Genomic DNA, 12,698 nt, shown 5'->3' on the forward strand with positions numbered 1-12,698 from the left:
AACGGGGAGAAGGACAGGCGTCCCGCGAGCGAGGCAGGGTTCAACTGATGGACCTCCTGCGCGACAACGAGCTGATCTACGGGCGGCTGCTGCGCATCGAGGAGCCGCATCTGATCGAGCGCTACAACAAGGCGCTCAAGGCCTTCGGGCTGAAGCCGACCAGGCTGGAGGCCTTCGACATCGACCGCACCGGGTTCTCCCCACAGGTGGCCGAGGAACTTGGCGACTTCAACTACCTCGACCCCGGCGAGATCAACCGGCGCTTCATCATCCTCACACCGGCGCAGATCGATCTGCCTGTCGTGCACACGGCTTTTTCCAATACCTCGCAGCTCGTCTATGAATTCTTCTCCCGCAACAGCCGGACGATTGACGCGCTGACGATCAAGGATGTCATCTACGGCGAGATCGAGGATTCCGTTCAGCGGGTGGAGATTGTCGAGGATCTTCTGTCGATCAACCAGGTGGAGTTCAAAGTGCTGTCGGCCGAGGATGTGGTCGGCAAGGCCGCCGAACTCGGCGCGCTGGTCGACCGGCTGAAGCAGGAGCCCGATGCGTGGCGGGACGACGCCATGTTGGAACGCATGGTCGAGCTGGCGAAGATATGTGGCGACATCCGCGAGAACGCGCTGGTGCCGGACCAGGTGATCTTCCGCCACAACGCCTTCTGGACCAGTCATTTCGGTGGGCTCTACGTGTTCATCGACCCGGATATCACGACTGTCATCGGCGACCCCTCGGCGCCCGGCTTCCGCCGTTCGCGGCCGTGGCAGGTGAGCTATCTGTCGATCCGCGATGCGGACCGGGTGTTCCGCTTCCTCGCCTCGACCGGCCGGATCGAGCTGCCGCGCGCCTCGTGGATCGAGACCTCGGGCTATCTTGAGCATCGGGCCGAGATGGTGATCCGCGACCTGATCCATCGCAGCGAGCCCAATCGCGACATCGGCAAGGCCGACAAGGTATGGTTGCAGGCCTGGATCCATAGCCATGCCGACCTGATCAACCGCGACGGCAATTTCCCATTCCTCAATCTCGCCAAGCGCGAGATCGCCCAGCTCGGACATATGAGGGTCGAGGAGGTGTTGCCTCAGCATCGTTTCCTCGTGGTGCGCGCCAAGCCCGACCATGCCGATGCCTGGCTGACCAACCGCCTGATCTCCGATTTCGTGCCTTCGGATTTCGTTTCGCGTTACGTCTTCAACAAGCAGGGCTTCTACACGGACTATGAGGCCGCCAACGACGTCTGGCGCGCGGACGCCGTCGATATCCTCAAGTCAACCTATCTCAAGGACAAGGAGGCATTCCGCAGGCGCCTCTACGGCCTGGCCGACAAGGATTGAACGCGGCTTCCACGCCACGAGGAAATATTGCATGAACTTCGGGCGCCGCTGTGGTGCCGAGTCTTGAGGGGAGCTGCCGTGCTGGACCCGATCGTGAATTTCGTCACCCGGATCTTCCACTGGATCGGCCGTGGCATCGGCTTCGTGATCGGCATCATACTTTGGCCTTTCATGTGGCTGGGCCGCTGGTACATGCAGCGAGGCTGGATCCTCAGGGGCATCGTCGGCCTGGTCGTTCTGTGGATCATCGGCCTCTACGGCTATTTCTTCTACGTCACGCAGTTCTGGAACGATTTCGATCCGGACTATCCGACCAGGACTTCGCAGGACGCCGTCGCGCCCCAGGCAGCCAACGTGCTGGCTGGCGATCCGATCTCGGCCGCGGCCGGCGGCCAGGGCACTGCTTCGAACGATACCGGTGGCACCACGGCGCAGGCCGCGCCGCAGAGCTGCAAGCGCTCCGAGATCGCAGCCGTCTCGGCTTTCCTGGTCGACTTCAACGTCAACCAGAACGCCTGGATCTCGTCCATGCTGGTTTCGAAGCTCGGTCTTTTCGGAGTTCCCTGGCGCAACACTCCTTTCTTCGACAACAAGGCGGCGTTCCAGCTGGGGATCAACCAGGTCATGCGGCGCACGACGACAGAGCTCGTCGATACACTCGGCCGCACACGCGGCACGTCGCGGATCGATCAGAACCTGCAGGATGCGCGCACCGCGCTGGCCTGGGACGAGACCGCCTGGTATATCGGCCTGCGCGGTCCGACCCGTCCGACGCCCAGCGTCTATCGCGAAGCCATCGGAAGACTGAACGCCTTCAACGTCAGCCTCGAAAAATGCCAGGCGACATTCGACGCTCGCGCCGACAATCTGCTGCAGTTCCTCGACCGCATCGCCGGCGACATGGGCTCTACCACCGACATTCTGCGTGGACAGATAGACGCATCCGATGCCGGCTGGTTCGACCCCCGCGCCGATGACCGCTTCTGGTTCGCCTATGGCCAACTCTATGCCTACTACGGCATTCTCCAGGCCACCCGGTTTGATTTTTCCGGGATCATTCGCGAGCGCAATCTGACCGCGCTGTGGGATACGATGCAGACGCAGATGCGCGATGCGCTCAACATGCAGCCCTGGATCATCTCCAACGGCAACGAATCGAGCTTCATCTTTCCCTCGCATCTGGCCACGATGGGATTCAACCTTCTCAGGGCGCGTTCGCAGATCGTCGAGATCCGCTCGGTGCTCGACAGGTAAAGGCGGCTGGGACCGTAGCCGAACCGCGTCCGGCTTCAGCCTGAAGGCGGCGCCGCTCCACGCGCAACTGTCCGTTGGTGCCGGCGAGGAATATGACGGCCGCTGTCGCTTTTCGCGCATCGGGCGGCTGTTTTGAGACGGCGGGGCGGAGGCCTCTCGCGCTTCTATGCGCGCCGGAACCCAGGCGGACGATCCGCCGCTTCACGCCACAACCGAATTTCGGGGGAGCCGCATGGCCGACGTAAAATCCGACATCGAGATCGCGCGCGCCGCAAAGAAGAAGCCGATCATGGAGGTCGGCGCAAAGCTCGGTATCCCGTCCGAGCATCTTCTGCCTTACGGCCACGACAAGGCGAAGGTGTCGGCCGAATTCATCCGCTCGGTGCAGGAAAACAGATCGGGCAAGCTGATCCTGGTGACGGCGATCAACCCGACGCCGGCCGGCGAGGGCAAGACGACGACAACCGTCGGCCTCGGCGACGGGCTGAACCGTATCGGCAAGAAGGCGGTCGTCTGCATCCGCGAGGCCTCGCTCGGCCCGAACTTCGGCGTCAAGGGCGGTGCCGCTGGCGGCGGCTATGCCCAGGTCGTGCCGATGGAGGATATGAACCTCCATTTCACCGGCGACTTCCATGCCATCACAACGGCGCACAATCTTCTGTCGGCGCTCATCGATAACCACATCTATTGGGGCAACGAGCTCGGCATCGACACGCGCCGCGTCACCTGGCGCCGGGTGATGGACATGAACGACCGGGCGCTGCGCGAGATCATCAGTTCGCTGGGCGGCGTCGCCAACGGCTATCCGCGCGAGGCCGGTTTCGACATCACCGTGGCGTCCGAGGTGATGGCGATCCTGTGCCTGTCGACCGACCTCAAGGACCTGCAGAGGCGGCTGGGCGACATCATCGTGGCCTACCGGCGCGACAAATCGCCCGTCTATGCCCGCGACCTCAAGGCGGACGGCGCGATGGCGGTGCTGCTGAAGGACGCCATGCAGCCCAATCTGGTCCAGACGCTGGAGAACAATCCGGCCTTCGTGCATGGCGGCCCCTTTGCCAACATCGCCCATGGCTGCAATTCGGTGGTCGCCACCACGACGGCGCTGAAGCTCGCCGATTATGTGGTGACGGAGGCCGGTTTCGGCGCCGATCTGGGCGCCGAGAAATTCTTCGACATCAAGTGCCGCAAGGCCGGCCTGAAGCCGGCGGCCGCGGTGATCGTGGCCACCGTCAGGGCCATGAAGATGCATGGCGGCGTGAAGAAGGAGGAACTCGGCAAGGAGAATGTCGAGGCGGTCCGGAAGGGCTGCGCCAATCTCGGCCGTCATATCGAGAATGTGAAGCAGTTCGGAGTGCCGGCGGTGGTGGCGATCAACCACTTCATCTCCGACACCGACGCCGAGCTCCAGGCCATCAAGGATTTCGTCGCGGCTTCCGGCGAGGAGGCGATCCTGTGCCAGCACTGGGCCAGGGGATCCGAAGGCATCGAGGCGCTGTCGCGCAAGGTCGTCGCGCTGGCAGAAGGCGGAGCCTCGCAGTTCGCCCCGCTCTACCCGGACGACATGAAACTGTTCGACAAGATCGATACCATCGTCAAGCGCATCTATCGCGGATCGGAAGCGATCGCCGACAAGAGCGTGCGCGATCAGCTTCATGCCTGGGAGCAGCAGGGCTACGGCAAGCTGCCGGTCTGCATGGCCAAGACGCAGTATTCCTTCTCGACCGATCCCAACCTGCGCGGCGCGCCGACAGGCCACGTCGTACCGGTGCGCGAAGTCCGGCTGTCTGCGGGTGCCGGGTTCATCGTGGCGATCTGCGGTGAGATCATGACCATGCCCGGCCTGCCCAAGACGCCGTCGTCGGAGAAGATCTTCCTCAACGAGCAGGGCTTCATCGAAGGGCTGTTCTGACCCTTCGATTTCGAAAGCCTGCGAAGCGCTGCGTGTCTTGCGATGCGCCGCGCTTTGTCGTTGGGCATGATGTCTCCGATGGGTGCAGCAGGATAAGGTGCCCGTCAGCGTTCTCAGATGTGCAGCAGATTCCCTTCGCAGTATGGCCGCAACCTCGGTTCAGGGAGCTTCCGGCCTACGGCGCCCGGCTGCAAAGAACTGTCATGACAATGTCTGGCGCGATGTGGTAGGCTGAAGCCAAGAGGTAATAGTTATGGCTCCACGCACGACCCGCACCGAAAAACTCGATATCCGCCTGACCCCCGAGGCGAAACGTGTGCTGGCCGCCGCCGCGCAGGCCGAGCGCCGTTCACTGACTGACTTCGTGCTCAAAAGCGCTCTCGGCCGTGCCGAGGAGGCGCTGGCCGACCGCCGTGTGTTCTTGCTCAACCCCGAACAGTGGGAAACTTTCATCGCAGCCCTCGATGCGCCGCCGCGCGACATGCCGCACCTGCGCAATCTGCTGAACGAGCCGAGCATCTTCTCCGGCAACAGCCCTTCGTGACGGAGTTCCGCATTGAAAAACTCCATCGTCGCCATGCCGTCGATGCGTTTGATTGCGGCGAGGAACTGCTGAACCGGTTCCTTGTCCGTTTCGCGCTGCCCAATCAGCAGGCCAACGCTTCGCAAACCTATGTGGGGTTGGCCGATGACGCCGTCATAGGCTTTCATACCCTGGTCGTTGGCGAGGTCGGCTACGGTGACGCGCCGGATCGTCTGACCATGGGCCTTGCGCGCCATCCGGTGCCCGTGATGCTTTTGGCCCGCCTTGGCGTCAGCGTCGGTTGGCAGGGCAGGAGTATCGGCGCGGGTCTGCTGCGCGACGCCGTTCTACGCACGTTGCAAGCCGCGGACATCGTCGGCATCAGGGCTATCGCGGTTCATGCCAAGAACGAACAGGCGCGCTCCTTCTATCAGCGGTTCGATTTCGTGGAATCGCCCACTGATCCGTTGCATCTGTTCGCGCTCATCAAGGATTTGAAAGGCTTGTAGTGCCGGCATCGTTCCTGCGCGATGTTCGGCGGCCATCCCCATGGCGGAGTGGGGTGGCAGGGCGCGGTCATGACGAGCGCCCATGCCGATTCCCCCTCGCGGCGTCCGAACCGCACGGTCGCGCATGGTCAGGCCGCGGCCGGTCCCGGATCGTCGGGGCAGGGGCCATCCCCTGGATCCGCCGTCACCATGGCGCTCGGTAGCGCATCCGCGTCATAGACCAGCCGCAGCTTGCGTCCTGCCCGCCGCGAGCTGTCGAGCGCCCGTCCCGCCCCTTCCGGCTGGAACAGCACCTTTTCGACATGGAGCGTTTCCGTTCCGCCGCCGGCCGTGGGGATCGTGATCGACCCGCCAATGCCGAGGCCGAGCAAGGCGAGCCCGCGCGGATGGGTGATCGGCAGGGTGAAGCCGACCAGCCCGCGCAGTTCGTCATGGCTGACGATCCTGGTCTCCGGTTCCCGCGCGCCGATGCGGTACCTCACGCGGCTGTTGAGCGTGACGACGTCGGCGGGAATGTCGTCGCGGAACACGACAACGGCATTGTCGAGCTTCCTGCGGATCAGCGGCACCAGCGCCGCGTCCGAGCGCAAGCGCCGGTCGAGCATGACTTCAAGGATGGTGAAATCCTTCGTGGTGAGAAGGCAGCGTTCCAACATGTCGATCTCCAGCGGCAGCCCATCGCAGCGGCTGCCGGTCGCAAGATTGTCCTGATCAGGTTGCCCCCTGCGGCGCCGAGTGTTTCGGCGTGGTCCGCAGGGGCGACTATCCCGTGATCAGGCTTCCCGCATGGAGAAGGAGACGGTTCACGGCAGTGCCGCCTCGGTCGGCTGGCGAACCTCGATAACAATGAGCTCGTGCTTGCGGCCGTCTCGCGCCGTCCAGCTGATGGACTGGCCCGTGGAGAGGCCGATCAGGGCTATGCCGACCGGCGTCACGACCGAGATCTTGCCCTGGTCGATGTCGGCGTCGCCTGGATAGACGAGAGTGACGGTGCGCGGCGTGTCGGCGTCGGGCTGGTAGGTCACCTGCGAGCCGATGCGCACCACGGCGTCGCCCACGCTGCCGTCGGCGACGACCCGTGCCCTGTCGAGCTCGGTGAACATGATCTCGGAGAGTTCGGCATTGCGTTCTGCCAGCGCGGTCGCCAGCGCCAGAAGGCGCTCGTGCTCGGTTCGCGAAATGGTGATTGCCGGCTTGCGCCGGGATTTGGCAGTCATGTGTGAATAGTCCTGTGCTTGCCCCGGGCCGTCGATCGGCGCCATGGGCGTTTGATTCTGCTGTGATGGAGGCGCGCTGCGAACGGTCTTGGGCGTCAGCCCGGAAAACGTTCAGGTCGTAAGATGGTTTCGCCCGCGGTTCGGGCGCGCGGCGCCGAACCGGGGGTTACAGTCCCGCGATGGGGCAGACCCGGAAAAGAGCGTGGTTCTTGTGGAACGTCGTCATGCCCTGAAGGTGGTTCACACGAGGCTACATGTCAAGCACGCCGTGTTCGCCCTCATCTACAAGGCGCCGTTTCCGCTTTCCGTTTCGCGGTGCGTCAGCGAGGCGATAAAACGGCGGGTGCGCTCCCGCTCCGGCGTCGAGAAGATCCTGGTGGCGGGGGCTTTTTCAACCACGGTGCCGGCGTCGAGAAAGACGACTTCCTGGGCGATGCGCGAGGCGAGCCTCAAGTCGTGGGTGGCCATCACCATTGTGGTGCCCTCCTGCGCCAGCCGGGCGAGAACGTCCACGACTTCTCCCGAGAGCTCCGGATCGAGCGCCGAGGTCGGCTCGTCGCAGAGCAGGACGCGTGGGGAGGGCGCCAGCGCCCGGGCAATGGCGACGCGCTGTTGCTGGCCGCCGGAAAGGGTTGCCGGCCAGGCGTCGGCCTTGTGCGCCAGTCCGACCTTGTCGAGCAGTTCCATGGCCCGCTGGCGCGCCCGCTCCTGCGGCCAGCGCAGCACTGTGACGAGGCTTTCCATGACGTTGCCGAGGGCGGTACGGTGCGGGAAGAGCTGGAAGCTCTGGAACACCATGCCGGTCTGGCGGCGAAGCCGCTGGATGGACGCCCAGCCGACCCGTTGCCCCGGGTGGAAATCGAGGGCGTCGTCGCCGATCCGCACCTGGCCCGTGGTCGGAATCTCAAGCAGGTTGATGCAGCGCAGCAAGGTGCTCTTGCCGCCGCCGGAGGGGCCGATCAGCGCGGTCACGCTGCCTTCGGCCATCTCCAGCGTGATGTCGTTCAAGACCACATGATCGCCGAAGCGCTTCTCGAGGCGGGTGAGGCCGATCATGCGCGCGCCTCCATGAAGCCGCCATAACGCCCGAGCCGTTCTTCGAGCCGCGACTGCAGAGCAGACAGCACCGAGCTCAAGGCGAGGTAGATCAGTGCCGCCTCGACATAGAGGATCAGCGGCTCATAGGTGGTGGCGACGATGCGCTGGGCGGCCTGGAACAGCTCCGGCACGGTGATGGCAGCGGCAAGCGAGGTGTCCTTGACCAGCGAGATGAAGGTGTTGGAGAGGGGCGGCACCGCCACGCGCGCCGCCTGCGGCAGGATTGTCCGCCGCATCGTCTGGCTCCAGGACATGCCGATCGAATAGGAGGCTTCCCATTGCCCCCTGACGACGGATGAGATCGCCGCCCGGATGATCTCGGACGAATAGGCTCCGATGTTCAGGGTGAAGCCGATCAACGCCGCCGGGAAGGCGTCGAGCACGATGCCGGCGCTGGGAAGGCCGTAGAAGATCAGGAAGAGCTGGACGAGCAGCGGAGTGCCGCGGATGATCCACACATAAAAGCGCATGGCGGCCGCAAGCGGCGCGGGGCCGAAGAGGCGGATGAGCGCCACCGCCAGCCCGACGGTCAGCCCGAACGCGAAGGAAAGCAGGGTCAGCGGCACGGTGAAACGCAACCCTGCCCACAACAGCGGGCCGAGCGAATCCAGCATCAGTTGCAGCCAGTGCGGCACGGACACCCCCTCCGGTCGGTCGAATTCGTCTGGTTGGCGACGCTAAGCCGGTGGCCGGCTCACCGCAACGCCGCGTCGCTTGTCGGAACAGCAGTTTGCACCGCTTCATTCCTGCCGGAACCCCGGCAGGAATGAAAACGGCGCGCAACTTCGGTTTGAGAATGCGGAGGTTTCTTACTTCGAGACATCCTGGCCGAAATATTTGTCGGCGATCTTCTGGTAGGTGCCGTCGTCCTTGATGACCTTGAGCGCTTCGTTGATCGCGGCCAGCAACTCGGGCTCGCCCTTACGGATGATGATGCCGGAATAGTCGGCATTCTCCTGCTGGGCGGCGATCTTCACATCGGCGTCAGGCTTCTGCTTCTTGAAGTCGTAAAAGGACAGGCTGTCGTTGATCGTGGCGTCGGCGCGGCCGTTGAGCACAAGCTGTATCGACTGGTCGAAGCCATCGGTGCCGACGAGCTCGGCGCCCGAGGCCTCGGCGATCTTGCCGAAGTTGCTGGACAGCGACTGGGCCGACTTCTTGCCCTTCAGATCGGCGAAATCCTTGATCGCATCATTGTCGCCGCGCACGATCAGCACGGCCTTCGATGCGATATAGGGTTCGGAGAAGTCGTACTTCTGCTTGCGCGCCTCGGTGATGCCGACCTGGTTGATGACCGTGTCGTAGCGGTTGGCGTCGAGGCCGGCGATCAGGCCGTCCCATTTGCCCTCCAGGAATTCGGCCTTGACCCCCAGCCGCTTGGCGACCTCGCGGCCGATCTCGACGTCGAAGCCGACCAGTGCCCCGCTCTGGTCGTGGTAGGTGAAGGGCGCATAGGTACCTTCGGTGCCGATCCGCAGCACGCCGGCCGACTTGATCTCGTCGAGGTTTGAGCCGGCGTGGCCGGGCAGGATGGCGAGCGCCTGGATGGCGGCGGCGGCCAGCAGCGATTTGAACCAGTTCATCGTATCTTTTCCGTCTTTCGCAGAATCTCTTCGCGGGATTCGGGCCGAGCGGCCCGACTGCCCGGAATCTAGTCCCGCGCCCGATGTGAACAAGGCGGGCCGCGACCGCAATGCTGTCCGGATGAAAAACTTTATCTCGTGAAATCCAGAAGCCCGGAAGAAAATTCCAATCTCTGGGCATCTTGGCCTCTTCCGTGGAAAGAGAGGCCGCCGTTGCACTTGGCCCCAAGCTCAGGAAAGGAATTTCAGCGGACGGAACTCGGTCATGTCGGTGAACTCGCAGAAGGCGGGAGCGCCGAGCTCCACCATGTCGATCTCCTGGGCAAGGCTGTCCTTGAGCGCGGCGAGCGCCGGCAGATAGGCCGCTTCGGCGCCGGCCGGCAGCCAGGCCTTGGGATAGGCCATGGTGATGTGGAAGGTGTAGCTGTCGTGGTCAGGATGGCGATAGCCGAATGGCCCGACCAGATCGTCGCGGAGCGCGCGCACCGTGTATTCGTCGCGCTCGGTTGCGCCCTCCAGGACGAGGCCGAGCGGGGTGACCGAGACGACCTTCATGTGGAACGGGTCCCCTCGAGGAAAGCTCGACAGGCGGTCGAGGAACAGGGATGTCGTCTGCTCCACGGCTGCGTCCAGCGCGACGCCCTCGGGCCAGTAGTCCGGCTTGCGCCGGCCCTCGATGATGCCCTGGAAGACGGTCATGTGGTGGCTGGAGACGGGCGTATAGGCGAAACGGTCGCCATAGGGCAGGTCCATCAGGCCCTGGCGGACGCGGGCCAGCGCCGCTTCGGTGCGCGAGCCCGGAACCACGTGGCTCACGACCGTGTTGCCCGGCGTCGGCATGAACGTGCCGGTCGCGTCGAAGCGGATGCCGAGATAGCGTGGCGGCGCGTCCTTGCCGATCTCGGTGAAGTTCTCGGCGAAGGCGTCGTTCGTCTCGTAAGCCATGATTCCATCCGGTTGGCGATTGCGCCCGGCTGGGTAGCTGCGGGGCATGAAGGGCCTGTGACAAGCGTGAGTTGCCCTTGCACTGCCGCCCGCGATGAAGGACGATCCTTTCCGGAGGCCCGCGCATCGCGGTGCCCGAGGGGACGGACATGTCGCTTTATCTGATTGCACTTCTCATAGGTATTGTCGCCGGTCTCCGGGCCATGACCGCACCCGCCGCGGTGAGCTGGGGCGCCTATCTCGGGTGGCTGCCAGTGGCTGGAACCTGGGCCGCCTTCATGAGCCATTGGATCGCCGTGGCCATCCTTTCCATCGCGGCCATTGCCGAACTGATCACCGACCAACTGCCGTCGACGCCGAGCCGAAAGGTGCCGCAGCAGTTCGGCGCGCGCATCGTCACCGGTGCGCTGAGCGGCGCGGTGATCGGCGCCGCTGCCGGACTGACCATCGGTGCTCTGATCGCCGGCGTCGTTGGCGCGGTGATGGGCACCTATGGTGGCGCGGAGGTGAGGAACCGGCTCGCCGCCGCCTTCGGCAAGGACCTGCCGGCAGCGCTCATCGAGGACGTGGTGGCGATCGCCGCGGCGATCGTGATCGTCGGAGCCGTGTCATGACCGCCTGGTCCTATGACGCCATCATCATCGGCGCCGGTCAGGCTGGCCCTTCGCTCGCCGGCCGGCTGAACGATGCTGGCATGCGCGTCGCGCTGATCGAGCGCAAGCTGGTCGGGGGCACCTGCGTCAATACGGGCTGCATGCCGACCAAGGCGATGGTGGCGAGCGCTTATGCCGCTCATCTCGCTCGACGCGCCTCGGATTACGGGGTGGTGCTGGCGGGCGGCGTCGGTATCGACATGAAGGCCGTCAAGGCACGCAAGGACAAGGTATCGAACGACGCGCGCACGGGTCTCGAAGGCTGGATCGCGGGCATGGCGAACTGTACCCTTTACCGGGGGCATGCCCGTTTCGAGAGCGACCGGGAGGTCCGCGTCGGCGACGAATTGCTGTCGGCCGACAAGATCTTCCTCAATGTCGGCGGGCGCGCGTCGGTGCCGGACCTGCCGGGAGTGGGCGGGATCGACTATCTGACCAACTCATCGATGATGGATCTGGACGTCCTGCCGCGCCATCTGGTCGTGGTCGGCGGCAGCTATGTCGCGCTGGAGTTCGCGCAGATGTTCCGCCGTTTCGGCAGCGCCGTGACGGTGATCGAGAAAGGACCGCGGCTGGTTACCCGTGAGGATGAAGATGTCTCCGAGGCGATCAAGGGCGTATTGGAGAAGGAGGGGATCGCCGTCCACGTCGGTGCTGATGGGATAGGCTTCGAAAGAAGGGATGACGGGACGGCCGTCTCGTTCCGGCAGGGCGTGGCGCCGGTTGCGGGGTCGCATGTGTTGCTGGCACTCGGCCGGCAGCCCAATACGGACGACCTCGGCCTCGACAAGGCGGGCGTGAAGACCGACGGCAGGGGATTTGTCCTGGTCGACGACCAGTTGCGGACCAATGTGCCGGGCATCTGGGCAATGGGCGACTGCAACGGCAAGGGCGCCTTCACCCACACCTCCTACAATGATTTCGAGATCGTGTCCGCCAACCTGCTCGACGGCGATGCGCGCAAGGTGAGCGACCGCATCACCGCCTATGCGCTTTACGTCGACCCGCCGCTTGGCCGGGCCGGGATGACGGTGGCCGAGGCACGCAAATCAGGCCGGCGGGTGCTGGTCGGGGAGAGGCCCATGACCCGCGTCGGCCGGGCCGTGGAGAAGGGCGAGACGCAGGGCTTCATGCGGATCGTCGTCGATGCAGACAGCCAGGAGATCCTCGGCTGTACCGTGCTCGGACCGGGCGGCGACGAAGCGGTGCATTGCGTGCTCGACCTGATGTACGCCAAGGCGCCCTATGAGACCTTGCGGCGGGCGGTCCATATCCATCCGAATGTCGCGGAGCTGCTGCCGACCATCGCCGGGGAACTGAAGCCGCTGCAATAGGCGAGCCTGGCGGCAAAACGGCAGGCTCATGCCGCTGCCCGGCGCGCAGTGCCATCAGGCGGCACTTTGGTCGGAGCCTGAAGGCCGGCCTGCGACCTGCCCGCGCAGGAACGGAGGCTGCGGCAAGGCGGGGCATCCAAGGGCAACCCGCCGGTCATGCCAGGCGAGTTCCGGTATTGTCGCCCCTCGGGGCTGGTGCTGCGAATCCAGTTGCGTGGCCGCTCATTCGTCGCTATGCATTCCAGCCATGATCGCGCTTTCGAACATCAACAAGTGGTGGCGGGCCAGCTGACAGCGGCCCCTCGAACGCGCGTGCGCGAAAGTTGCAGA

General features: G+C 64.4%; 13 protein-coding genes. 7 read left to right on the top strand and 6 right to left on the bottom strand.

From position 1 onward, the window contains the following. Positions 1-47 precede the first annotated feature (47 nt). The 5 genes from JN280_RS16210 to JN280_RS16230 all read left to right on the top strand — a co-directional run bounded on the left by JN280_RS16210 (position 48) and on the right by JN280_RS16230 (position 5,538). Positions 48-1,340, top strand: a complete 1,293-nt coding sequence (locus JN280_RS16210) for a DUF6638 family protein (protein WP_202313531.1) — start codon at positions 48-50, stop codon at positions 1,338-1,340. Between the two features lie 78 nt (positions 1,341-1,418). Further along, positions 1,419-2,594 (top strand): DUF2333 family protein, encoded by a 1,176-nt coding sequence (locus JN280_RS16215; protein ID WP_202313532.1) that lies wholly within the window; start codon positions 1,419-1,421, stop codon positions 2,592-2,594. A 232-nt stretch (positions 2,595-2,826) separates the two neighbouring features. Continuing rightward, positions 2,827-4,506, top strand: coding sequence for a formate--tetrahydrofolate ligase (locus JN280_RS16220; RefSeq protein ID WP_202313533.1), 1,680 nt, complete (start codon positions 2,827-2,829; stop codon positions 4,504-4,506). Between the two features lie 253 nt (positions 4,507-4,759). Next, positions 4,760-5,050: a type II toxin-antitoxin system TacA family antitoxin gene (locus tag JN280_RS16225; protein ID WP_202313534.1), complete on the top strand. Its 291-nt coding sequence runs from the start codon at positions 4,760-4,762 to the stop codon at positions 5,048-5,050. Continuing rightward, positions 5,047-5,538 carry a GNAT family N-acetyltransferase gene (locus tag JN280_RS16230; RefSeq protein ID WP_202313535.1) on the top strand — a complete coding sequence of 164 codons (492 nt, stop codon included), beginning with the start codon at positions 5,047-5,049 and terminating at the stop codon, positions 5,536-5,538. Before JN280_RS16225 ends, JN280_RS16230 begins: the two co-directional genes overlap by 4 nt. Before the next feature lie 128 nt (positions 5,539-5,666). Here the strand turns inward: JN280_RS16230 and JN280_RS16235 are convergent, their stop codons facing one another. From JN280_RS16235 to JN280_RS16260, 6 genes are all read right to left on the bottom strand, one after another. Continuing rightward, complete coding sequence (locus JN280_RS16235; protein ID WP_244743355.1) at positions 5,667-6,194, bottom strand: nucleoside-diphosphate kinase; 528 nt, start codon at positions 6,192-6,194, stop codon at positions 5,667-5,669. Between the two features lie 147 nt (positions 6,195-6,341). After that, a complete protein-coding gene (gene rnk, locus JN280_RS16240; RefSeq protein WP_202313536.1) occupies positions 6,342-6,755 on the bottom strand; it encodes a nucleoside diphosphate kinase regulator in 414 nt (137 codons plus the stop codon). A 282-nt stretch (positions 6,756-7,037) separates the two neighbouring features. Beyond that, complete coding sequence (locus tag JN280_RS16245; RefSeq protein WP_202313538.1) at positions 7,038-7,811, bottom strand: amino acid ABC transporter ATP-binding protein; 774 nt, start codon at positions 7,809-7,811, stop codon at positions 7,038-7,040. Then, a complete protein-coding gene (locus tag JN280_RS16250) occupies positions 7,808-8,488 on the bottom strand; it encodes an amino acid ABC transporter permease (RefSeq protein WP_202313540.1) in 681 nt (226 codons plus the stop codon). The genes JN280_RS16245 and JN280_RS16250 overlap by 4 nt, the downstream gene beginning before the upstream one ends. A gap of 174 nt (positions 8,489-8,662) precedes the next feature. Then, positions 8,663-9,436, bottom strand: coding sequence for an amino acid ABC transporter substrate-binding protein (locus JN280_RS16255; protein ID WP_202313542.1), 774 nt, complete (start codon positions 9,434-9,436; stop codon positions 8,663-8,665). A 231-nt stretch (positions 9,437-9,667) separates the two neighbouring features. Then, a complete protein-coding gene (locus JN280_RS16260) occupies positions 9,668-10,381 on the bottom strand; it encodes a DUF1868 domain-containing protein (protein ID WP_202313544.1) in 714 nt (237 codons plus the stop codon). Positions 10,382-10,530: 149 nt separating this feature from the next. Here JN280_RS16260 and JN280_RS16265 point away from each other — a divergent pair, with 149 nt between their 5' ends. Next, a complete protein-coding gene (locus JN280_RS16265; protein ID WP_202313546.1) occupies positions 10,531-10,995 on the top strand; it encodes a DUF4126 domain-containing protein in 465 nt (154 codons plus the stop codon). Then, on the top strand, positions 10,992-12,368 hold the full coding sequence (locus tag JN280_RS16270; RefSeq protein ID WP_202313548.1) for an FAD-containing oxidoreductase: 1,377 nt from the start codon (positions 10,992-10,994) through the stop codon (positions 12,366-12,368). The genes JN280_RS16265 and JN280_RS16270 overlap by 4 nt, the downstream gene beginning before the upstream one ends. The last annotated feature ends 330 nt before the right edge of the window (positions 12,369-12,698 follow it).

Source organism: Mesorhizobium sp. L-8-10 (assembly GCF_016756635.1).
Lineage (GTDB): Bacteria > Pseudomonadota > Alphaproteobacteria > Rhizobiales > Rhizobiaceae.

Coding starts and splice junctions, on each gene's coding strand:
- JN280_RS16210 (WP_202313531.1), top strand. CDS start 48: ATGGACCTCCTGCGCGACAACGAGCTGATCTACGGGCGGCTGCTGCGC.
- JN280_RS16220 (WP_202313533.1), top strand. CDS start 2,827: ATGGCCGACGTAAAATCCGACATCGAGATCGCGCGCGCCGCAAAGAAG.
- JN280_RS16225 (WP_202313534.1), top strand. CDS start 4,760: ATGGCTCCACGCACGACCCGCACCGAAAAACTCGATATCCGCCTGACC.
- JN280_RS16235 (WP_244743355.1), bottom strand. CDS start 6,194: ATGTTGGAACGCTGCCTTCTCACCACGAAGGATTTCACCATCCTTGAA.
- rnk (WP_202313536.1), bottom strand. CDS start 6,755: ATGACTGCCAAATCCCGGCGCAAGCCGGCAATCACCATTTCGCGAACC.
- JN280_RS16245 (WP_202313538.1), bottom strand. CDS start 7,811: ATGATCGGCCTCACCCGCCTCGAGAAGCGCTTCGGCGATCATGTGGTC.
- JN280_RS16255 (WP_202313542.1), bottom strand. CDS start 9,436: ATGAACTGGTTCAAATCGCTGCTGGCCGCCGCCGCCATCCAGGCGCTC.
- JN280_RS16260 (WP_202313544.1), bottom strand. CDS start 10,381: ATGGCTTACGAGACGAACGACGCCTTCGCCGAGAACTTCACCGAGATC.
- JN280_RS16265 (WP_202313546.1), top strand. CDS start 10,531: ATGTCGCTTTATCTGATTGCACTTCTCATAGGTATTGTCGCCGGTCTC.
- JN280_RS16270 (WP_202313548.1), top strand. CDS start 10,992: ATGACCGCCTGGTCCTATGACGCCATCATCATCGGCGCCGGTCAGGCT.